Consider the following 22,239-nt stretch of genomic DNA (forward strand, 5'->3'; position numbering starts at 1 on the left):
CATGACCCAGCGCCTGCCCCCCTCGCTGACGCCGCTAGACACCGCGCTCGCTATGCTTTTGCGCGGCGTTGATCCGGTTGAGCCGGTCCAATTGCCGCTGGATGAAGCGGCCGACTGTATCTCCGCGGGGATGCTGTTGCTGCCGGCCCATCCGCCGCGAGACATCGCGGCCGTCGATGGCTGGGCGCTGTGCGCCAACGATCTGGTCGGCGCGTCCTCCTATTCGCCGCTGCCTCTGGCCGAGCTTCCAGTGTGGGTCGAGACCGGTGATGCGATGCCGGCGGGATGCGATTGCGTGCTCGATGCTGATGCGGTCGGGGTATCGGGCCCACTCGCCCAGGTGCTGGTGGAAGGCGTTCCGGGACAAGGCGTCGCGCGTGCCGGTAGCGATATCGCCGGGAACGCGCCCGTGGTCACAGGGGGATATCCCGTCGGTGCAGCGGCCCTGCTGCTCGCCCGTGTCGCCGGGCGCGACCAGCTAAGTGTCAGGCGGCCGCGGCTGCGCATCGTCAACGTGCCCGGCGGGACCGCGACGATGCAGATGATCGCCAGCCTCGCACGCAAGGCAGGACTCGATGTGAGCGCCCATCAAGCTGCCTCGCGCGGTACGGCATCGATCGGGGAGGCGCTCGATGCCTCAGCCTGCGATCTCCTGCTGACGATCGGAGGCAGCGGCGTCGGCCATGCGGATGGCACGGTCGCGGCGCTGGTTCAGCGCGGAGCGCAGCTTGATCATGGCCTTGCGCTCCAGCCCGGACGCACCGCGGCCTCAGGGCGGATCGGAAAAGTTCCCGTCGTCGTCTTGCCCGGATCGCCAGCTCAGGCGCTGGCGGTCTGGCTTGCGCTGGTGCTTCCGCTGATCGATCGATTTTCGGCTCGGCAGCCGCGCCGCGCAGTGACCCTGCCGCTTGCGCGAAAGATCGCTTCCAGCGTCGGCATTGCCGAGATCGCCCTGCTGGCCGAGGAACATAAGACGTGGCGGCCGCTTGCCGTGGGCGAATGGCCGCTCCAGGCCATGGCCGGCGCGGATGCATGGTTGCTCATTCCCGCCAGCCACGAGGGATTTGCCGCGGGCGAGCCGGCCGATGCTTATTTGATGCGGGAATGATATGGGTTCCGGCATGACGAGGATCCCAAAGCCGCCAGACCGAAGCGCACTTGAACAGGAGCAATTCCTCAAAATCCTCTCCCGCGAGGAGGCGCTGGCGCGCTTTGACGATGCGCTGTTCCCGCGCGCAGTCCCGAGCGAAGCGCGCAAGCTTGCCGACGCGATCGCCGCAGCGCTGGCAGAAGACATCACCGCGCCGATGGACGTGCCACCATTCGATCGCTCCAATGTCGACGGTTTTGCCGTGCGCTCGGCGGATCTTTCAGTCGCCGGTGAGGGCGCGCCGGTGCGGCTCGCCCTCACCGGCGAGACCATTCATTGCGGCACCGTGCCGGCGCTGCAAGTGACCGCGGGAACCGCAACGCCGATCGCAACCGGCGGACCGCTTCCCCGCGGCGCCGATGCCGTGGTGATGGTCGAGCACACCCAGCCGGCCGGCGCTGATGCGATCGACGTCCGTCGCGCCATATCGCCGGGGCAGTTCGTATCCTACGCCGGATCTGACATCGCACGTGGCGAGACGCTGCTACGCGCCGGCACGATCATCGGCTCGCGCGAGATCGGCATGTTGGCGGCCTGCGGGATCGCCGAGGTGAAGGTCGCGCGCAAGCCGCGCGTTGCCGTGATCTCGACCGGCGACGAATTGGTGCAGCCCGGCGACACGCTCCCGCCGGCCGCAATCTACGACACCAACGGGGCGATTGTCGCGGCTGCGATCGACGAGAACGGCGGCGAGGCGGTCTTTCTTGGCGCCATTCCCGACGATGAAGCCAAGCTCGAAGCCGCGATGCGCGATGCGCTGGCGGCTGCCGACATGCTGGTGCTGTCAGGCGGCACGTCGAAAGGCGCGGGCGACCTGTCCCATCGCATCATCAGCCGGCTCGGCAGGCCCGGCATCATTGCGCACGGTGTCGCCCTCAAGCCCGGCAAGCCGCTGTGTCTGGCGGTGTGCGACGGCAAGCCGGTGGTGATCCTGCCGGGCTTTCCGACATCGGCGATGTTCACCTTCCATGACATGATCGTGCCGTCACTGCGCAAGATGGCTGGCTTGCCGCCGCGCTCCGATACCGTGGTGAATGCGACCGTGCCGGTGCGCGTTGCGTCGGAGCTTGGCCGGACCGAATTCGTCATGGTTTCGCTGGTCGAGGGCAATGATGGATTGATCGCCTATCCCTCCGGCAAGGGCTCCGGCGCGATCACATCGTTCGCACAGGCCGACGGCTTTTTGCGTATCGACGCGCTCGCTGACCAGATGCCGGCCGGCACGATGACCGAGGTGACTCTGTTCACGCCGCACGTGCGCGTGCCTGATCTCGTCATCGTCGGCAGCCACTGCACCGGCCTCGATCTCGTCACCACGCCTCTCGCGCATGCAGGTCTGATGGTGCGCTCGATTGCGGTCGGCAGCCTGGGCGGACTTGCAGCCGCAAAGCGCGGCGAATGCGATCTCGCGCCGATCCATCTGTTCGACCACAAGAGCGAGACCTACAACACGCCTTATCTCGTCGAAGGACTCGAGCTGGTGCCGGGCTGGCGGCGCATGCAGGGTATCGTCTTCCGCAGGGGTGACAAGCGTTTCGAAGGGCTTGGTGCGAAGGAGGCCGTCGCCGTCGCGCTCGCCGATCCCACCTGCATCATGGTCAATCGAAACCAGGGCGCCGGCACGCGCATCCTGATCGACCGGCTGCTCGGTGGCGCCCGCCCTGAGGGATACTGGAACCAACCGCGTTCGCACAATGCCGTCGCGGCGGCCGTCGCGCAGCACCGCGCCGACTGGGGGATGACCATTGCGCCGGTCGCCCATGCCGCCGGCCTCGGTTTCATTCCGCTCTCGGAAGAGCATTATGACTTCGCGCTGGTGACGGCGCGAAAGCAGCGGCCCGCGGTGCAGGCTTTTCTCGATGCCCTCGGTTCGGGCGAGGCGCGTACGGCGCTGGAGCGAGCCGGCTTCCCACCCGCTTAGACAATCGGCTTTCGGCCGCGGCGCCGATGCATTCCGGGCCTACGTTATGACGCCTCGTCGGTGCCGCTGGAGGCGGCTTGCGCGGCGCGTTCACGCTCCTCGGCTTCGGCGAGCGCACGCTGCGCGGCGGGCGGCAGCGGCTTCGGGGCCGGAGGGACCTCAACGATCGTGTCGCTGCCCGTGGCCTGCTGGCTCAGCCGCTTGGTGCGATCGATCGCGATCGAGAGATCGAATACGAAATCGACGACCGTGAAAATGGCATTCAGGAGCGGGTCGATCATGGCTGGTCCGGAGGCATGTCCCGACCAGTGGTCGCTGCCGGGCTCGACCCGGTTCGATGTCCCGTTGAACCTCCATCAGGCCGCATCATCCAGCGCCGCCAGCCGCTCTGCTTCGGCGATGTCCTCCACCGTGTTGGCATTGAAGAACGGATCGAGCGGCTCGGCAGGCCACGTCACCGTCGCGAGCGGATAGCGCGCGGTCCAGCGGTCGATCTTGCGGACATCCTCGACGACCAAGGCGTGGCGCAGCTCGGCGCGCAAGGCGACGCGCCACAAGCCGATCACCGGATGCGACTGATTGCCTGATGCGGCGACCGCGAGCTGGGCGTTCTCTCGCAGGCGCCCGCCGTGCAGGGCCGCGACGAGGTCGCGCGGCAGGAACGGGCAGTCACCGGCGGCGCTGAGCACCCATTCGATCTGCGGCCGGTTCGCTGCGGTCCAGTCGAGCGCGGCGAGGATGCCGGCGAGCGGGCCGGGCAAGCCGGGCACATCGTCGGCAATGACCTGCAAGCCGAACCGCGCGAAGCGTGCCGGGTCACCATTTGCGTTGAGGATCAGCCCGTCGCATTGTGGCTTGAGGCGCGCGATCACGCGCTCCAGAATGGTGCGTCCGCCGATCGTGCGCATCGGCTTGTCGCCGCCGCCCATGCGGCGTGCGAGACCGCCGGCGAGCAGCACGCCTTGCGTCAGCGGAGTTTCAGTCGTCACCACTTTCACCCTTGCGCTTGTGCCTTGCCGATTCCTCCTCGACGTAAGCGAGATTCTGGTCGTAGACGATCCGCTCCTCGCCGGCGAGTACGATGAAACGCTTTCCGCGGGTGCGTCCAACCAGCGTCAGGCCCACTTGTCGCGCGAGATCGACGCCCCATGCGGTAAAGCCGGAGCGCGATACCAGGATCGGAATGCCCATGCGCACCGTCTTGATCACCATTTCCGAGGTGAGGCGTCCCGTGGTGTAGAGGATCTTGTCGGATGCATCGACGCCGTGGCGGTACATCCAGCCCGCGATCTTGTCGACGGCGTTGTGGCGGCCGACGTCCTCGGTGTAGCAGAGCGGCTCGCCCTCCCTGCACAGCACGCAGCCGTGGATCGCGCCGGCCTCGAGATAGAGCGAGGGCATGGTGTTGATGGTCTGGGTCATCTGGTAGAGCCAGGAGGTGCGCAATGCGGCCTTCGGCAGTGCGACGCTTTCGACCGCTTCCAAGAGGTCGCCGAAGGCGGTGCCCTGCGCGCAGCCCGACGTCTGCGTCCGCTTCTTCAGCTTGGCTTCGAAATTGGTGTGGTGCTCGGTGCGCACGACGACGACCTGGAGGTCGTCGTCGTATTCGACCTCGGTGACAGCGTCATTGTATTTCAGCATGTTCTGGTTCAGCAGGTAGCCGAGCGCCAGATATTCCGGATAGTCGCCGATCGTCATCATGGTGACGATCTCCTGCGAATTCAGATAGAGCGTCAGCGGTCGCTCCATCGGGACCTTGATCTCCACCCTGGCGCCGGTCTGGTCGGTTCCGGTCACGCTCTGGGTCAGGCGCCGATCGTCGGGGTTTGGGATAATCAGGGGCACCGGGACTTTATCGATCTTCATCATGGCCGCGACGTTAGCATGACATTCGGGTCAAGCCGATATAAGCATGCCCACAATGCTTAAGTAGACGGTTCCAGCCGCGTCATGCGGCTGGCGGAGATCGAACTGTTATGAAAGTCATCGGCCTTGCAGGCTGGAGCGGTGCGGGCAAGACCACGCTGTTGACGCGACTGATCCCGCATTTCAACGCGCGGGGCCTGCGCGTCTCCGTGATCAAGCATGCGCATCACCAGTTCGACGTCGATGTGCCCGGCAAGGATTCGTGGCGCCATCGCGAGGCCGGTGCGGCCGAGGTGCTGGTGGCCTCGTCGAACCGCTGGGCGCTGATGCACGAACTGCGCGGTGCAGCCGAACCGCGATTGCCGGAGCTGCTGAGCAAGCTGTCCGAAGCCGATCTCGTCGTGGTCGAGGGTTTCAAGCGTGAGCCGCATCGCAAGATCGAGGTGCATCGCGCCGGCAACGGCAAGCCGCTGCTGTTTCCTGACGATCCCGGTATTGTCGGAATTGCAACCGACGCGGCGGTTGAAACCCGGCTGCCGACTGTCCATCTCGACGATATCGAGGCTGCGGCGGCGTTGCTGCTGCATGCGGCGATGCCGGCCGAGGAAGCGGTGGCAAGAAGCGCGGCGAGGCGCTGACGAGGCACCATGGCGCAACTGTCGGACGATTGCTTTGCTTTCGGCGGACCGATGATGTCGGTCGACGAGGCCGTGGGCCTGATCACGGCACGCGTCAGCGCGATTGCTGACATCGAGACGGTGGCGCTTGACGACGCCGACGGGCGCGTGCTGGCGCGCGATATCGCAGCGCCGCTGCCGCTGCCGCCTTTCACCAACTCCGCGGTCGATGGTTACGCCGTTGGCAATGCCGACCTTCCGCAAGAGGCGGAACAGGCATTCCCGCTCGACGGGCGCATCCAGGCCGGCGGCTCTGCACAAGCGCCGATCAAGCCTCGTCACACCGCGCGCATTTTTACCGGCGCGCCGATGCCGCCGGGGGCCGGGACGGTCTTCATGCAGGAAGACGTCCGCGTCGATGCATCAGGCAAGATCGTGCTGCCGTCCGGGCTGAAGCCCGGCGCCAATGTTCGCCCGGCGGGGGAGGACATTCCCGTTGGCCATGTCGCGCTGCGCGCCGGCCAGCGGCTGCGGCCGCAGCATGTCGCGCTTGCGGCGGCATTCGGCCTTGTCAGGTTCGAGGTCGTCAGGCGTATTCGCGTGGCGGTGTTCTCCACGGGCGATGAGCTCGCCTCGCCGGGCGAGTCGCGTGCGGCGTCGCAGCTGTTCGATTCCAACCGTTTCATGCTCATGGCGATGCTGCGCCGTCTGGGCTGCGAGGTCTCGGATCTCGGCATTCTGCGCGACGAACGCACTTCGCTGGCGAACGGATTGAAGCAGGTCGCGGGAGGCCATGATCTCATCCTCACCACCGGCGGTGTCTCGACCGGCGAGGAGGACCACGTCAAGGCGGCGGTCGAGAGCGTCGGCTCACTGGTGCTGTGGCGGATGGCGATCAAGCCGGGCCGGCCGGTGGCGATGGGCATCATTGGCGGCACGCCGCTGATCGGGCTGCCCGGCAATCCCGTCGCGAGCTTTGTCACCTTTGTCCACGTGGTGCGGCCAACGGTGCTCGCGCTCGCCGGCAGTCTGCCGGAACCGCTGGTGCCGATCCCGTTGCGCGCGGCGTTCACTTACAAGAAAAAGCTGGGCCGCCGCGAATATGTGCGTGCCTCCTTGCGACGTGGACAAGATGGTACGCTCGAAGCCGTCAAGTTTCCGCGCGAAGGGGCCGGGCTGTTGTCGTCGTTGGTGGAGACCGATGGCCTGATTGAACTGGGCGAGGATATCGCGCGCGTGGAGCCGGGTGAGGACGTAGGTTTTCTATCCTATGCAGCCCTCATCTGAAGCCCTTGCGTTGACGCCCTTGATCCCTCCCGCCATGTTGCGCCCATGACCAGAACGACGCTCGATCTCACCGGGCTGAAATGCCCGCTGCCCGCCTTGAAGACACGCAAGGCGCTGAAACCATTGCAGCCGGGCGATCAGCTTGAAGTCCACTGCACGGATCCGTTGTCGGTAATCGACATTCCGAACCTTATCCGCGAGACGGGCGATAGGGTGGAGATCACCGAGCGCAACGAGGCGCGCATCGTGTTCTTGATAGAAAAGACGAATGGTTCGATAGAAAGCGCCAATGCTGCGCTGCGTTCTTAGGCGCGTTACTGCGCCGATACCGACCTTTTATCTATCGACATCGATCACAGCTTCTGCCCCAATTGACTTTGTGCTCTCGGCCGCGGCGGTTGAGTCTTCTCCGCGATGCGCGGAGCAGCGGGCCAGGCACGCAAGCCTGCATATCGTATCGGGCATAGACCCCCGGCCGAGGGGTTAACGTTTTCAGATGCGCGTGACGATCCTGGCGCGTGTCGGGTGATTGTGCGGAGCAGCAGGGACGGCTGCGCCGCAATGGGCTGAGGAACAGAAGCGTAGCGGCAGTCTTGCTCAGAAGGGCAGCTGCAGGGGAGGAGTGCATGACGACAATTGAGAGCGCTGGAAGAATTTCGGGCGCCGGCGCCGGTTTTCTGGATCGCGAGCGCACGATCGCCAAGGCCGGCTTCAATCGCTGGCTGGTGCCGCCGGCGGCGCTGTGCATCCATCTGTGTATCGGTATGGCCTATGGCTTTTCGGTGTTCTGGCTGCCGCTCTCCCGTGCGATCGGATTGACTGCGCCGAAGGCCTGCCCGGATATGTCGCTGTGGTCGGAGCTCTTCACGACGACCTGCGACTGGAAGGTCGCAAGCCTAGGGTGGATGTTCACCCTGTTCTTTGTCCTGCTTGGCGTCTCCGCCGCGATCTGGGGCGGCTGGCTTGAGCGGGCCGGTCCGCGCAAGGCCGGCTTCGTTGCCGCGCTTTGCTGGGGGGGCGGCCTCCTGATCGGCGCGCTCGGCATCTACGTCCATCAACTCTGGATCATGTGGCTCGGGGCTGGCGTCATCGGCGGCGTCGGGCTCGGCCTCGGCTACATCTCGCCGGTCTCGACGCTGATCAAGTGGTTCCCCGATCGGCGCGGCATGGCGACCGGCATGGCCATCATGGGCTTTGGCGGTGGTGCGATGATCGGCGCGCCATTCGCCAATCTGCTGATCAACTACTTCAAGTCGTCGAGCGACGTCGGTGTGTGGCAGACCTTTGTCGTCATGGGTGTCGTCTATTTCATCTTCATGACTATCGGTGCCTTCGCCTATCGCGTGACGCCAGGTGGCTGGAAGCCTGAGGGTTGGGCGCCGCCAAGCGAAAACAAATCGATGATCACCGAGCATCATGTCCACCTGAACAACGCGCACAAGACGCCGCAGTTCTGGCTGATCTGGTGGGTGCTGTGCTTGAACGTGTCGGCCGGTATCGGCGTCATCGGCATGGCCTCGCCGATGCTGCAGGAAATCTTTGCCGGCAAGCTGATCGGACATCCCGAGCTCACCTTCAGTCAGCTCTCGGCCGATCAGAAGACCGTGATCGCCGGCATTGCGGCGGGCTTTGCCGGTCTGCTCTCGCTGTTCAACATCGGCGGCCGTTTTGCCTGGGCGTCGCTGTCCGACTATATCGGCCGCAAGAACACGTATTATACGTTCTTTATTCTCGGCATCGTGCTCTACGCGCTGGCGCCAACCTTCGCAGCGATGGGTTCGAAGCTGCTCTTCGTGCTCGGCTTCGGAATCATCCTGTCGATGTATGGCGGCGGCTTCGCGACCGTGCCGGCCTATCTCGCCGACATGTTCGGGACCCAGTTCGTCGGCGCCATCCATGGACGGCTGCTGACGGCATGGTCCACTGCGGGGATCATCGGCCCAGTCGTGGTGAACTACATCCGCGAGTTTCAGCTCGCGGCGGGCGTGCCCCGTGATCAGTTGTACAACACGACCATGTACATACTCTGTGCGATGCTGATCGCGGGTATCATCTGCAACTACCTCGTCAAACCGGTCAATTCGAAATGGTACATGAGCGAGGCGGAGGTCGCGAAGTTGCAGGCGGCGAACGCTGGTGCGGGTCCGGTCCAGACCGGCTCGTTCGGGATCGGCACCGGCGGCCTGGATGGCAAGGCTGCGCTGTTCTGGCTGTTCGTCGGCATCCCGCTGATTTGGGGTGTGTACAAGACGCTCCAGAGCGCCTGGCAGATCTTCTGATCGCAAAGCCATATCGTCGCGGGATGCCGACTGTTCGGCATCCCGCGACATCTGTCTTCCAAATCGAAAATGGGACCCAGGGGGATTTCCGATGCTTCGCACTCGTATCTGCCTTGCCGCCGTGCTGCTGGCCGCAGGCCTTCACACCGCATCCGCACAGACGGCAACCACGCCGGCTAATCCGGCGCCTGCCGCGACGACCACCGCCAAGCCGGCGGGCAAGATCAAGCTCACCATGCAGAAGCTGAAAGAGATGAAGGCGAAGTGGGCCGCCAACAAGCCGAAGCTGAAGGCGTGCCGCGCCGAGGTGAAGGCCAAGGGACTGATTGGCGACGACCGCTGGTTCTTCATCCAGGACTGCATGGAGAAGACCTGACAAGGTGCCGCGCTCAACTCGCTCAAGGCGGCGTGGCAGGGCGGCTGGCCGCCCCCTAAATGATGGCAGAGACGCTCTAAATTCGCTTGGCATCTGGTATGCCAGACGCTAGAGTTGCCTGGAAATGAAGCCTGAACTGCGCGGCGGGCAATCCGGTTCCCCGATTGTCAGGCGTGGAAGTAAGGGCGGATCGCGATGGGTTATCTCGCTCAGAGATCATTGCGCTTTTGAGGAGAACGCGACGTTTCCATGAGCAGCAACGACGACGTTCACAAGGTCAGGGACTTCGAGCATCCGGGCGAGGGGCGCCGGCGCGCCAAGGCGACGCCCAAGGGCAGGCAGGTCGATCCCACAGCCGCACACGAGATCGAGCAATTGCTCGGCGACAAGCCCCGGCGGCGCGATCTCCTGATCGAATATCTGCACCTGATCCAGGATACCTATCACCAGATATCGGCTGCGCATCTTGCCGCGCTCGCCGACGAGATGAAGCTTGCCTTCGCCGAAGTGTTCGAGACCGCGACCTTCTACGCGCATTTCGATGTGGTGAAGGAAGGCGAGCCCGACGTCGCGCCGCTGACGATCCGTGTCTGCGATTCGTTGACCTGCGCCATGCTCGGCGGCGAAAAGCTGCTCGCGGATCTGCAAGACGCTGCGGGCCCGGGCATCCGCGTCGTGCGTGCGCCTTGCGTCGGCCGGTGCGACAGCGCGCCTGCCGCCGAGGTGGGCCACAACTTCGTCGATCATGCGACCGTGGCCAATGTGATGGCGGCGGCACAGGCCGGCGACACTCACGCGCATCTGCCCAAACATATCGGCTACGACGCCTATGTCGCCGGCGGCGGCTATAAGCTGCTCAATCGCGTGCGCTCCGGTGAACTGTCGACGGACGATTTGCTGAAGTCGCTCGACAACGCCTCGTTGCGCGGCCTCGGTGGCGCCGGCTTCCCGACCGGGCGCAAATGGCGCGCAGTGCTCGGCGAGCCAGGTCCGCGATTGATGGCGATCAACGGCGACGAGGGCGAGCCCGGTACGTTCAAGGATCGTGTTTACCTGGAGAGCGACCCACATCGTTTCATCGAGGGCATGCTGATCGGCGCGCATGTGGTGCAGGCCTCCGACGTCTACATCTACATTCGCGATGAATATCCGGCCTCCCGCGAGATCCTGACGCGCGAGATCGCAAAACTTCCCGCAGGCGGCCCGACGCTGCACATGCGCCGCGGCGCCGGCGCTTACATCTGCGGCGAAGAATCCTCGCTGCTCGAAAGCATCGAGGGCAAGCGCGGCCTGCCCCGGCATAAGCCGCCTTATCCGTTCCAGGTCGGCCTATTCGGCCTGCCGACGCTGATCAACAACATCGAGACGCTGTGGTGGGTGCGCGACATCGTCGAGAAGGGCGCCGACTGGTGGAAGGGCCATGGCCGCCATGAGCGTCATGGCCTGCGCAGCTTCTCGGTTTCGGGTCGAGTCAAAAATCCCGGCATGAAGCTCGCACCCGCGGGCATCACCGTGCGCGAATTGATCGACGAATATTGCGGCGGCATGGCCGATGGCCATCAGTTCTACGCGTATCTTCCCGGTGGTGCGTCCGGCGGTATCCTGCCGGCGTCAATGGATGACATCCCGCTCGATTTCGGCACGCTGGAGAAATACGGCTGCTTCATCGGTTCGGCCGCGATCGTGATCCTGTCGCAAAAGGACAGCGTGCGCGCGGCCGCGCTCAACCTGATGAAGTTCTTCGAGGACGAGAGCTGCGGCCAGTGCACGCCGTGCCGGGTCGGAACCCAGAAGGCGGCGCAGCTGATGCAGAAGCCGGTCTGGAACCGCGCATTGCTGGAAGAATTGAGCCAGGCGATGCGCGATGCCTCGATCTGCGGCCTCGGACAGGCGGCCTCGAATCCGCTGTCCTCCGTGATCAGATATTTCCCTGACGAGTTCAAGGAAGCGGCCGAATGACGAAGATTACGTTCGAGCTCGACGGCAAGCAGGTCGAGGCTAATGCCGGCGAGACGATCTGGCAGGTCGCCAAACGCCAGGGCCGCGACATCCCGCATCTCTGCTATTCGCCTGCGCCCGACTATCGCCCCGACGGCAATTGCCGCGCCTGCATGGTCGAGATCGAGGGCGAGCGCGTGCTGGCGGCATCGTGCAAGCGGACACCATCGGTCGGCATGAAGGTAAAGACCGAATCCGCGCGCGCGACGGCCGCGCAGAAGATGGTGATGGAGCTGCTGGTCGCCGACCAGCCGGCGCGCGAGACCAGCCACGATCCGGATTCGAAGTTCTGGCATTGGGCTGAAGCCACAGGGGTCACCGAGAGCCGCTTTCCCGCGGCCGAGCGCTGGGACACCGACGCCAGCCATCCGGCGATGCGGGTCAATCTCGATGCCTGCATCCAGTGCGGCCTCTGCGTGCGCGCCTGCCGCGAGGTCCAGGTCAACGACGTCATCGGCATGGCCTACCGTAATCACGGCGCCAAGATCGTGTTCGATTTCGACGATCCCATGGGCGAGTCCACTTGCGTCGCCTGCGGCGAGTGCGTGCAGGCCTGCCCGACCGGCGCGCTGATGCCGGCCGTGATGCTGGACGAGGCGCAGACCCGCGTCACCTATGCCGACAGGAAGGTGGATTCACTCTGCCCGTTCTGCGGCGTCGGCTGCCAGGTGACCTATGAGGTCAAGGACGAGAAGGTGATCTATGCCGAGGGCCGCGACGGCCCCGCCAATCACAACCGTCTCTGCGTCAAGGGTCGTTTCGGCTTCGACTACATCCATCATCCGCATCGCCTGACCAAGCCGCTGGTGCGGCTGCCGAATGCGAAGAAGGATGCCAACGACCAGGTCGATCCCGCCAATCCCTTCACGCATTTCCGCGAAGCGAGCTGGGAGGAAGCGCTCGACCTGGCGGCCAAGGGCCTCGCGAAAATCCGCGACGAGAAGGGCTCCAGGGCGCTGGCCGGCTTCGGCTCTGCCAAGGGCTCGAACGAAGAGGCCTATCTGTTCCAGAAATTGGTGCGCACCGGTTTTGGTTCGAACAATGTCGATCACTGCACCCGGCTGTGCCACGCCTCGTCGGTGGCAGCGCTGTTCGAAGGCTTGAGCTCCGGCGCAGTGTCCGCGCCGTTCTCGGCTGCGATGGATGCCGAGGTCATCATCGTGATCGGCGCTAACCCGACCGTGAACCATCCGGTCGCTGCGACCTTCATCAAGAACGCGGTCAAGCAGAACGGCGCCAAGCTGTTCGTGATGGATCCTCGCCGGCAGTCGTTGTCGCGTCATGCCACCAAGCATCTGCAGTTCAAGCCCGGCTCCGACGTCGCCATGCTGAACGCGATGATTCATACCATCATCACCGAAGGCTTGACCGACGACCAGTACATCGCCGGCTACACCGAGGGGTTCGAGGACCTCAAGGAGAAGATCAAGGAGTTCACCCCTGAGAAGATGGAGGCGATCTGCGGCATCCCGGCGCAAACGCTGCGCGAGGTGGCGCGGACCTATGCCCGCGCGAAATCCTCGATCATCTTCTGGGGCATGGGCATCAGCCAGCACGTCCACGGCACCGATAATGCGCGCTGCCTGATCGCGCTGGCGCTGATCACCGGACAGGTCGGCCGGCCCGGCACGGGCCTACATCCGCTGCGCGGCCAGAACAACGTGCAGGGCGCTTCCGATGCTGGCCTGATCCCGATGTTCCTGCCGGACTACCAGCCGGTCGGCCGCGACGACATGCGCGGCGCCTTCGAGAAGCTGTGGGGCCAGGAGCTCGATCCCGTGCGCGGCCTGACCGTCGTCGAGATCATGAACGCGATCCATGCCGGCGAGATCAAGGGCATGTATGTCGAGGGCGAGAACCCTGCGATGTCCGATCCCGATTTGCAGCATGCGCGCGGCGCGCTCGCCATGCTCGATCATCTCGTGGTTCAGGATCTCTTCGTCACCGAGACCGCGTTCCATGCCGACGTGATCCTGCCGGCCTCGGCATTCGCGGAAAAGGACGGCTCCTTCACCAACACCGATCGACGCGTGCAGCTCGCACGCCAGGTGATCAAGCCGCCCGGTGATGCGCGCCAGGATCTCTGGATCATCCAGGAGATCGGCAAGCGCATGGGCCTGCCGTGGAATTATTCCGGCCCGGGCGATGTCTACACCGAGATGGCCGAGCTGATGCCGTCGCTGAAGAACATCAGCTGGGAGCGGCTGGTGCGCGAAGGCGCGGTCACCTACCCGGCCGATGATCCGAACAAGCCCGGCAACGAGATCATCTTCACCACCGGCTTCCCGACGGAAAGCGGCCGCGGCAAGATCGTGCCGGCCAAGGTCATTCCGCCGGACGAGCTGCCTGATGCCGAATATCCGATGGTTCTCTCGACCGGCCGCGTGCTGGAGCACTGGCACACCGGCTCGATGACCCGCCGCGCGCAGGTGCTCGACCAGATCGAGCCGGAAGCGGTTGCGTTCATGTCGCCGAAGGACATGCGCAAGAAGCAGCTCGTGCCCGGCGATTTCATTCGCCTGGAGACCCGTCGCGGCGCGATCGAGGTCAAGGTCCGCTCCGACCGCGACGTCCCGGAAAACATGGTGTTCATGCCGTTCTGCTACGCGGAAGCGGCGGCGAACCTTTTGACCAACCCGGCACTCGACCCGTTCGGCAAGATTCCGGAGTTCAAGTTCTGCGCGGCACGTGCCGAGCGCGCGGAGATGAGGGATGCGGCGGAGTAGGGCGCGGTCGTCGTTTGACGGCGCAGCCCGGCGCCAACCACGGTGTCGTCCTGGCGAACGCCAGGACGACGGCTAGGGTGTCGCTTCGCACCTCGCAATGACGGTGTTAGAAGTGGCGCATGTCCAAAGTCACCCCGGCCACCCGCGCGCTCACAGCCGCAGGCGTGGTCTTCACGGTCCATATCTACGACTACGACCCTGATGCCGAGAGCATCGGCCTCCAGGCCGCTGCCGCGTTGGCCGAAGATCCCGCGCGTGTCCTCAAGACGCTGATGGCGCTGGTGGATGGCAAGCCGGTCTGCGTGATCGTTCCGTCCGATCAGGAAGTCTCGATGAAGAAGCTCGCCGCCTCCGTCAGCGGCAAGTCGGCGCAGATGATGAAGCCGCCGGAGGCTGAGCGCGTCACCGGCTACAAAGTCGGCGGCATCAGTCCGTTCGGGCAGCGCAAGCAGGTCCGCACCGTGATCGAGCAGAGTGCGCTTGCGCGCGGGCTGGTCTATCTCAATGGCGGTCAGCGCGGCCTGCAGGTGCGCATGAAGCCAACTGATGTGCGGGACATCGTGAAGGCGGTCGTCGCGGACGTGCTGGCGTGAGCGTTTTGCCTACTGCTTCTGCAACAATTTGAGCCGGCAACGCAGCGCCTCGCGGATATGCGCGCGCGCGAGCTGCTCGGCCTTGTCACCGTCGCGCGCGGCGATGGCTTCGATGATGGCCTGGTGCTCGCCGTGACTGGTCGAGGGACGACCTGTCACGGTGAAGGTGGTCGGGCCAAGCAGGGCGATCCAGTCCTGCAATTCGCGGGACGCGTTGTCGAGATAGCGGTTGCGCGCGGCGCGGCAGATCGCTTCATGAAAGGCGCGGTTGAGCTTCGCCATCTCGGCGGCGTCGGTCTCGGACGCCTCGACAAGGGCTTGCTCGATATCCCTGAGCGCGTCGATCTCCGGAGCTGATGCGTGCTCGGCGGCGAGGCGCGCCGAGGCGCCTTCCATGATCTCGCGCATGGCGTAGAGCTCGAGCACTTCCGATATGTCGAGGTTGCGCACGATCAGCCCGCGGCCAGCGGCGGGCGCCACGAAACCGCGGGCGGCGAGCCGGCCCAGCGCTTCGCGCACCGGCGTGCGGCTGACCTTCAGCCGCTGCGCGACCTCCTCCTCGCGCAGGCGGTCGCCGGCCCGGTAGCTGCCGGCCTGGAGCGCCTCGCAGAGCGAGCGGAACACGGCTTCGCCGAGTGCCACGCCGCCGCCGCGCGTGATCGATCCGCTTGCCTTTGCCGGGCGTCTGGCCATGAACCCTCGAAATGCAGCCTGCCCATGCAGAGATGCCGCTTGCAGCGCTTATGTATATCTTTGTATACAAAAGTACGCAATGGCTGTCGGGGTTGACCAAGGCCGCCAGCGAGCAGAATGTCTCCAACTTCGTCGCATCGGACCGAGGGAATGGGCAGCAAATACGATGTGCTGGTGATCGGCGGCGGCAACGCGGCGCTGTGCGCGGCGATCTCGGCGCGCCGTGGCGGTGCATCCGTGTTGGTTCTCGAAGGTGCGCCAAAGTTCTACCGTGGCGGCAACACCCGCCACACCCGCAACATGCGCTGCGCCCATGATGCCGCGACCGAAATCCTGACCGGCCCCTACACCGAGGAGGAGTTCTGGGAGGATTTGCTGCGCGTGACCGGCGGGCAAACCGACGAGGCGCTCGCCCGCCACATGATCCGGGAGTCCAAGGACATCCTGAACTGGATCGTGGAACAGGGTGTGCGCTGGCAGCCCTCGCTCGGTGGGACGCTGAGCCTCGGTCGCACCAACTCGTTCTTTCTCGGCGGCGGACGCGCGATGCTGAATGCGCTCTATCTCACCGCCGAGCGGCTCGGTGTGGACGTGGCATACGACGCTGAAGTCACCGATCTCGTGATCGAGGACGGCTTGTTTCTCGCCGCACGCCTGAAGCGACCGATCAAGGGCGCGACCGAGATTCGTGCCACGTCATTGGTCGCAGCAGCCGGCGGGTTCGAGGCCAACATCGAATGGCTGAAGCAATATTGGGGCGAGGCCGCCGACAACTTTCTGATCCGCGGCACGCCCTACAACCGCGGCTCGGTCCTGAAAATGCTGCTCGACAACGGCGTGCAGGAGGTCGGCGATCCCACCCAGTGCCATGCGGTCGCAATCGATGCGCGCGCGCCGAAATTCGACGGCGGCATCATCACGCGGCATGACTCGGTGGTGTTCGGCATCGTCGTCAACAAGCACGCCCAGCGCTTCTACGACGAGGGCGAGGACATCTGGCCGAAACGCTATGCCATCTGGGGACGGTTGGTCGCGGCGCAGCCCGACCAGATCGCCTACATCATCTTCGACTCGACAGTGGTCACGAGCTTCATGCCGACGCTGTTTCCGCCGATCGCCGGGCGGACCGTGGCAGAACTTGCCGGCAAGCTCGAGCTTGATCCCGGCGCGCTGGAAAAGACCGTCACCGAGTTCAATGCGGCGGTGCGGCCCGGGACGTTCGACCACACCATCCTGGACGATTGCGTGACCCAAGGCCTCACGCCGCCGAAGACGCACTGGGCGCGCAAGATCGAGACCCCGCCCTATCTCGCCTATCCGGTGCGGCCGGGCATCACCTTCACCTATCTCGGCACGCGCGTGAACAAGGAGGCGCGGATGCTGATGGCTGACGGAAAACCGTCCGGCAACATGTTCGCCGCCGGCGAGATCATGGCCGGCAACGTGCTCGGCAAGGGGTATGCCGCCGGCATGGGCATGACCATCGGCAGTGTGTTCGGGCGGATCGCAGGACGGGAAGCGGCGAAACATGCACGGAACTAGAACTCTTGATGAAGCCGATCGTCTGATGACGGTCTGCAATTCATGCCGCTACTGCGAGGGTCTTTGCGCGGTATTCCCCGCGATGGAGATGCGGCGCGCCTTCTCCGACGGCGATCTCAACTATCTCGCCAACCTCTGCCATGCCTGCGGCGCGTGCTATGTCGATTGCCAGTTCTCGCCGCCGCACGAGTTCAACGTCAACGTTCCCAAGACGCTGGCGGTCGCGCGCGCGGAATCCTATGCGGCTTATGCCTGGCCGCAGGCGCTCTCCGGCGCGTTCGCCCGCAATGGTCTCGTCATCAGCATTGTCGCTGCGCTCAGCATGGCAGCTTTCATCCTCGGTTTCGCCGCGCTCAACGACCGCGGCGTGCTGTTCGGCGTGCACACCGGCCCCGGCGCATTCTACAAGCTGATGCCGCACAATGCGATGGCCGCGCTGTTCGGCGTTGCGTTCCTCTATGCCGTCCTTGCGCTGGTGATGAGCGTGCGCGCGTTCTGGCGCGACATCGGCCCGCCGATCGGCGGCCGAGCCGACGGTGGCTCGATCTTCCAGGCGATCCGCGATGCAGGCGAACTGCGCTATCTTCATGGCGGCGGCGTCGGCTGCTACAACGAGGACGACAAGCCGACCGACCGACGCAAATTTTTCCATCACCTGACGTTCTATGGCTTCCTTCTCTGCTTCGCCGCAACCTCGGTGGCCACACTGTATCACTATCTGCTGGGACGAGAGGCGCCGTATCCGTGGTGGGACCTGCCTGTGGTGCTAGGCACACTCGGCGGCATCGGCCTCATCGTCGGCCCGATCGGCCTGTTCATGGCCAAGATGCGGCGCGATCCGGCGCTGCTCGACGAGCAGCGCTACGGTATGGATGTCGGCTTTATCGCCATGCTTTTCCTGACCGGCTTCACCGGCATGCTGCTTCTCGTCTTGCGCGAGACGGCCGCCATGGGGCTGCTGCTGGCGCTGCATCTCGGCGCGGTGTTCGCGTTGTTCATCACCATGCCGTATGGTAAGTTCGTGCACGGCATCTATCGCTTCGCGGCGCTGGTGCGTTATGCGCGGGAGCGGCGGACGGCGGCTTAGCCGTCAGGCTGTGCCGAAGCGGCCGTTGTTCAGAAACGCGATCGTCTGCTCGATCGCTACGCCGTGGCGTGGCAGTTCCGTATGGGACGCTTTCAGGACAATATGGTCGGCCATACCGGCCAATGTTGCGCTCTGAACTGAGACCCGTCCGTCATTCGGCTTCGGCAGAACGAAGAGACCAGCGACAGGATCGATGAAGCGGTTGCCTGCGATGACACCGACGGGATAGTCCACCGCGGGCAGCGCGTCCGGCCGGCGCGCTGTCGTGAGCTCGAGCCCCGCCGGCCCGTAAAATCCGCGGTACAGCCGAGATCCGCTCAGGAGATCGGCAACCTCGCTGCCGCCATTCGGCGTGCCCAGCATTACGACGGCGCCGAGCCGATAGGGCCGGTGTTTCGCGATATAGGCGCGCGTCACGAGACCGCCCATCGAATGTGCGACGAAATGGAGCGGAGCCTCACGTTCGGCGAAGCGGGCGATCGCCGGGTGGATATCGTCTGCGAGCGCCGCGATTGGCTTCTTGCGGCTCGCATAGTCGATGTTGAGCGTTGCGAATCCGGCCACCTGGAGCGCTCGCTCAAGCCTCTTGAGGGATGAGGAGCCGCGCGCGATGCCGTGAAGCAGAACCACTCCCGGACACCGCGCGCTGCCCATTTCAGGCGCTTCGCGCATCTCGCTTACGCGACCTCGCGCTCCGGCGAGGACGCTTGCTCGCGCGCCATCGTCGTCGCGGTGACGTAGTCGGTCTTGCCGGTGCCGAGCAGCGGCACCTTGTCGACCACCATGATCGTAGCTGGGACGGTCAGCTCGGAGGCGCCGATCGACTTGGCCTGGGCCTGCATCGCGCTGCGCTCGGCATTCTTCTCCGTCGTCAGCAGCACGATGCGCTCGCCCTTGCGCTGGTCCGGGATCGACACGGCAATCGAGCTAGCCTGCGGCCACAGCGTGGTCGCGATGCTCTCGACCGCCGACAGCGAGACCATTTCGCCTGCGATCTTGGCAAAACGCTTGGCGCGGCCCTTGATGGTGATGAAGCCCGCGGCATCGATCGCCACGATGTCGCCGGTGTCATGCCAGCCCTCGGGGAGCATTTCGAGCACGCCGGGATTTTCGGCCCTGAGGTAACCGAGCATCACGTTCGGGCCGCGCACCGAGAGGCGTCCGCCCTCCTCGATCCCGGGGACCGGATCGAGGCGGCTTTCCATCAGCGGCGACAGGCGGCCGACGGTGCCGGGGCGGTTGGCCATCGGCGTGTTCATCGCCAGCACCGGCGCCGTCTCGGTGACGCCATAGCCTTCGAGGATACGGATGCCGTAGCGCTCCATGAACACCTGGCGCGTCCGGTCCTTGACCGCCTCGGCACCAGCGATCACCAGGCGCAGGGTGCGGAAGTCGTAGGCATGCGCCGAGCGGGCATAGCCGGCGAGGAACGTGTCGGTACCGAACAGGATTGTGGCGCCGGTCTGGTAGATCAGTTCCGGCACGATGCGGTAGTGCAGCGGCGAAGGATACATGTAGATCGGAATGCCCGCGAGAACAGGCATCATCATTCCGCCTGTCAGGCCGAATGAGTGGAACACCGGCAGCACGTTGAACACCTTGTCGTTGGCATTGGCATCGACCCGCGCCAGCGCCTGCGCCGCGTTGGCGAGGATGTTGCGGTGGGACAGCACCACGCCCTTGGGCGTGCCTTCCGAGCCCGAGGTGAACAGCACAACGGCGGGATCGTTGGCTTGGCGGGCAACGCGCGGCGCGGACCCTGCAAGCAGGCCCTTGATCTTGTCAGCGGTGCCGATCGAGGCACGAACATCCTCGAGATAGACGACGCGCGCCTCTGCGGAGATCGCGGCCATCAGCTTGTCGAGCTTGCCCTTCTCGATGAAGGCCTTCGACGTCAGAACGGTCTTGACCTGCGCGGCCTTCATGGCGGCGAGAACGTTGACCGGCCCGGCCGAGAAGTTGAGCATGGCCGGCACGCGGCCGATGCTTTGCAGCGCCATGAAGGTGACGGCGACCCCTGCGGAGTTCGGCAGCAGCACGCCGACATTCTCGCCGGCCGAGGTACCTGTCTCGAGCTTGCGGCTCAGCACCTGCGCGCCGAGGATCAGCTTGCGATAGGTCAGCTTGGTGCCGAGCGCGTCCTCGATGATCACCTTGCCGGTGTCGCGGTCGCGATAGGCGTGTCCGAGCGCCTCGAACAGCGTGTGATCGAGCATGGCGTTCTTGACCATTGCATCGATCATGACGTCCTGGAGGGCCGCGCCCGCAGCGTTGCGGCGAGCCTTGCCCTTGAGGGCGTCATCGATCGGCAGCTTGACAGGCGGCAGGATCGTCACGGTCACCCGCGGGAACCACGAGCGCTTGATCTGGCTGGAGTTGAGGTAGCTGAGATGGGAGCGTTGCGCGCCCTCGATGCGAACGGGCACGACGACCGCGTCGGCTTTGTCAGCGATCATCGCGGTGCCGTCATAGACCTTCATCAGCGAACCGGAGACCGTGATGCGTCCTTCCGGGAAGATCACCACCGGCTCGCCCGCGGCAACGAGCTTGATCAGGTCGCGCGCGGCCAGCGGCTTGGTCGGGTCCATGGTGTAATGCTTGATTACCCGCAGGAACGGCTTGGCCCACCAGGCCTTGGAGATGCCGGTGTCGACCGCAAAGCTCGCATCGATCGGCAGCACGGCGTGCAGCAGCGGGCCGTCGATCAGGCTGACATGGTTCGGCGCGATCAGCATGCGTGTGCCTGATGGCGGCAGGTTCTCGAGGCCGCGCACTTCGGTGCGGAACAGCGCGCGGAACAGCAGGCTGCCGAAATCGCGTACGCCCTCCTTGCCCCATTTCGTCAGCACGAACCACACCGCGCCGAAGCTGGCGAGGCCGAGGCCGAGGAAGATCCAGCCGATGTGGAGGCCGGCCGCCTGCAACAGCGCGACGAACAGCGAGCCGACCACCATGAAGGCAGCCTGCAACACGTTGCCGGCGGCGATGATGCGGGCGCGCTCGTTCGGAGCCGACCAGGCCTGCACTGCGGCGAAGGACGGAACGACAAACAGGCCGCCGCCGAACGCGAAGCCGACGAAGTCGACCAGCATGCGCAGGCCGGCGAAAGAGGTCGCGAAGTCGATTGCGGCGACGTCGTTCCCTTTCACCGCGACTCCGATGGCCCACGCAAGGTCGATGCCGGCAAATCCCATCATGATGGCGCCGATCGGCACCAGCGCGAGGTTGGGCCGAACGTGGCTCAGGCTGGCCGCAAACAGCGAGCCGATGGCAATGCCGATCGCGAAGATCGCGAGGCACAGCGTCACCACGCCTTCGCTGCCACCGACCACATCCTTGACCAGCGCCGGCAGCAGCGACAGCACGATGGCGCCGACCAGCCAAAACCAGGAGACGACCACGGTGCCGTCCCACAGACGGTGATCCGCATACAGCGTCTTCAACAGGCCGAGCGTCGATGTCCAGGGATTGGCATCGACCGGCAGATCCGCTGCGGACGGCGTGGTCGCGGGAATGCGAGACGCAAAGGCCCAGGACAGCAGGGCGAGCACGACCACGGCCGATGCGACCCAGCCCATATGAGCGGAGCCGGCCACGAACTGGCCGCCTGCGACGGTGCCGAGCAGGATCGCCATGAAGGTCGCGCCTTCGACCAGCGCGTTGCCGGTCGCGAGCTCGCCGAGCTCGAGCTGGTCCGGCAGCATGGCGTATTTCACGGGGCCAAACAGGGCAGCGATGATGCCGAACAATGCGAGTGCCGTGAACAGCAGCGGCACCGAGTGCAGGAAGAAGCCGGCGGCAGCAAAGGCCGCCGCGAAGATCTCGGCGAATTTCAATCGCCTTGCGACGACGGATTTGACGTATTTGTCGGCGAGCTGGCCGCCGAGGCCTGAGAGGATGAAATAGGGGAAGATGAAGACGGCACCCGCGACCGTCACCAGAGCGTCGCCGTGGCCTGTCGCGGCGCTGTACAGCAGGATGATGACAAGCGCGTTCTTGAGCACGTTGTCATTGAGCGCCGAGAAGAACTGCGCCCAGAACAGCGGCGCAAAGCGGCGTGACGACAGCAGATCCCTGATCATGACGAGTCCTGTTTTGGAGGGC

General features: G+C 64.9%; 17 protein-coding genes and 1 pseudogene. 12 read left to right on the plus strand and 6 right to left on the minus strand.

The features are described 5' to 3' along the window. The first annotated feature begins 1 nt into the window (after window position 1). Together ACVIIW_RS17590 and ACVIIW_RS17595 are read left to right on the plus strand one after the other, a co-directional pair. A complete protein-coding gene (locus ACVIIW_RS17590; RefSeq protein WP_456701863.1) occupies window positions 2–1,108 on the plus strand; it encodes a molybdopterin-binding protein in 1,107 nt (368 codons plus the stop codon). A gap of 13 nt (window positions 1,109–1,121) precedes the next feature. Continuing rightward, window positions 1,122–3,071 carry a molybdopterin biosynthesis protein gene (locus ACVIIW_RS17595; protein ID WP_456701864.1) on the plus strand — a complete coding sequence of 650 codons (1,950 nt, stop codon included), beginning with the start codon at window positions 1,122–1,124 and terminating at the stop codon, window positions 3,069–3,071. Window positions 3,072–3,145: 74 nt separating this feature from the next. Here the strand turns inward: ACVIIW_RS17595 and ACVIIW_RS17600 are convergent. The 3 genes and pseudogenes from ACVIIW_RS17600 to fdhD all read right to left on the minus strand — a co-directional run. Beyond that, window positions 3,146–3,238, minus strand: a pseudogene (locus tag ACVIIW_RS17600) (DUF1674 domain-containing protein); the annotation flags it as partial. A 189-nt stretch (window positions 3,239–3,427) separates the two neighbouring features. Continuing rightward, window positions 3,428–4,069, minus strand: coding sequence for a molybdenum cofactor guanylyltransferase MobA (gene mobA, locus ACVIIW_RS17605; RefSeq protein WP_456701865.1), 642 nt, complete (start codon window positions 4,067–4,069; stop codon window positions 3,428–3,430). Beyond that, window positions 4,050–4,940 carry a formate dehydrogenase accessory sulfurtransferase FdhD gene (gene fdhD, locus ACVIIW_RS17610; protein WP_456701866.1) on the minus strand — a complete coding sequence of 297 codons (891 nt, stop codon included), beginning with the start codon at window positions 4,938–4,940 and terminating at the stop codon, window positions 4,050–4,052. The genes mobA and fdhD overlap by 20 nt, the downstream gene beginning before the upstream one ends. A 107-nt stretch (window positions 4,941–5,047) precedes the next feature. On the opposite strand from fdhD, the gene mobB reads away from it, so the two are divergent. The 8 genes from mobB to ybaK all read left to right on the plus strand — a co-directional run bounded on the left by mobB (window position 5,048) and on the right by ybaK (window position 14,813). Next, window positions 5,048–5,575: a molybdopterin-guanine dinucleotide biosynthesis protein B gene (gene mobB / locus ACVIIW_RS17615; protein WP_456701867.1), complete on the plus strand. Its 528-nt coding sequence runs from the start codon at window positions 5,048–5,050 to the stop codon at window positions 5,573–5,575. A gap of 9 nt (window positions 5,576–5,584) precedes the next feature. Beyond that, a complete protein-coding gene (locus tag ACVIIW_RS17620; protein ID WP_456701868.1) occupies window positions 5,585–6,841 on the plus strand; it encodes a molybdopterin molybdotransferase MoeA in 1,257 nt (418 codons plus the stop codon). A gap of 45 nt (window positions 6,842–6,886) precedes the next feature. After that, window positions 6,887–7,150, plus strand: a complete 264-nt coding sequence (locus ACVIIW_RS17625) for a sulfurtransferase TusA family protein (protein ID WP_456701869.1) — start codon at window positions 6,887–6,889, stop codon at window positions 7,148–7,150. A 317-nt stretch (window positions 7,151–7,467) separates the two neighbouring features. Further along, a complete protein-coding gene (locus tag ACVIIW_RS17630) occupies window positions 7,468–9,120 on the plus strand; it encodes an OFA family MFS transporter (RefSeq protein ID WP_456701870.1) in 1,653 nt (550 codons plus the stop codon). A gap of 91 nt (window positions 9,121–9,211) precedes the next feature. Beyond that, window positions 9,212–9,496 (plus strand): hypothetical protein, encoded by a 285-nt coding sequence (locus ACVIIW_RS17635; protein WP_456701871.1) that lies wholly within the window; start codon window positions 9,212–9,214, stop codon window positions 9,494–9,496. A 249-nt stretch (window positions 9,497–9,745) separates the two neighbouring features. After that, window positions 9,746–11,455 carry an NADH-ubiquinone oxidoreductase-F iron-sulfur binding region domain-containing protein gene (locus tag ACVIIW_RS17640; protein ID WP_456701872.1) on the plus strand — a complete coding sequence of 570 codons (1,710 nt, stop codon included), beginning with the start codon at window positions 9,746–9,748 and terminating at the stop codon, window positions 11,453–11,455. Further along, window positions 11,452–14,220 carry a formate dehydrogenase subunit alpha gene (fdhF, locus tag ACVIIW_RS17645; RefSeq protein WP_456701873.1) on the plus strand — a complete coding sequence of 923 codons (2,769 nt, stop codon included), beginning with the start codon at window positions 11,452–11,454 and terminating at the stop codon, window positions 14,218–14,220. The genes ACVIIW_RS17640 and fdhF overlap by 4 nt, the downstream gene beginning before the upstream one ends. Window positions 14,221–14,339: 119 nt before the next feature. Continuing rightward, on the plus strand, window positions 14,340–14,813 hold the full coding sequence (ybaK, locus tag ACVIIW_RS17650; protein ID WP_456701874.1) for a Cys-tRNA(Pro) deacylase: 474 nt from the start codon (window positions 14,340–14,342) through the stop codon (window positions 14,811–14,813). 9 nt (window positions 14,814–14,822) lie between these two features. On the opposite strand, the gene ACVIIW_RS17655 is transcribed toward ybaK, so the two are convergent. After that, window positions 14,823–15,506, minus strand: coding sequence for a GntR family transcriptional regulator (locus tag ACVIIW_RS17655; RefSeq protein WP_456701875.1), 684 nt, complete (start codon window positions 15,504–15,506; stop codon window positions 14,823–14,825). Between the two features lie 150 nt (window positions 15,507–15,656). Here ACVIIW_RS17655 and tcuA point away from each other — a divergent pair, with 150 nt between their 5' ends. Continuing rightward, window positions 15,657–17,048 carry an FAD-dependent tricarballylate dehydrogenase TcuA gene (gene tcuA, locus ACVIIW_RS17660; protein WP_456701876.1) on the plus strand — a complete coding sequence of 464 codons (1,392 nt, stop codon included), beginning with the start codon at window positions 15,657–15,659 and terminating at the stop codon, window positions 17,046–17,048. Then, complete coding sequence (tcuB, locus tag ACVIIW_RS17665; RefSeq protein ID WP_456701877.1) at window positions 17,035–18,135, plus strand: tricarballylate utilization 4Fe-4S protein TcuB; 1,101 nt, start codon at window positions 17,035–17,037, stop codon at window positions 18,133–18,135. Before tcuA ends, tcuB begins: the two co-directional genes overlap by 14 nt. 3 nt (window positions 18,136–18,138) lie before the next feature. On the opposite strand, the gene ACVIIW_RS17670 is transcribed toward tcuB, so the two are convergent. Both ACVIIW_RS17670 and ACVIIW_RS17675 read right to left on the minus strand, forming a co-directional pair. Beyond that, window positions 18,139–18,807, minus strand: coding sequence for an esterase/lipase family protein (locus ACVIIW_RS17670; RefSeq protein ID WP_456701878.1), 669 nt, complete (start codon window positions 18,805–18,807; stop codon window positions 18,139–18,141). Window positions 18,808–18,812: 5 nt separating this feature from the next. Next, the gene (locus ACVIIW_RS17675) at window positions 18,813–22,217 is read right to left on the minus strand and encodes an acyl-[ACP]--phospholipid O-acyltransferase (protein WP_456701879.1); all 3,405 of its coding nucleotides are present in this window, start codon (window positions 22,215–22,217) and stop codon (window positions 18,813–18,815) included. Between the last annotated feature and the right edge of the window lie 22 nt (window positions 22,218–22,239).

It is taken from the genome of Bradyrhizobium sp. USDA 4449, assembly GCF_054056275.1.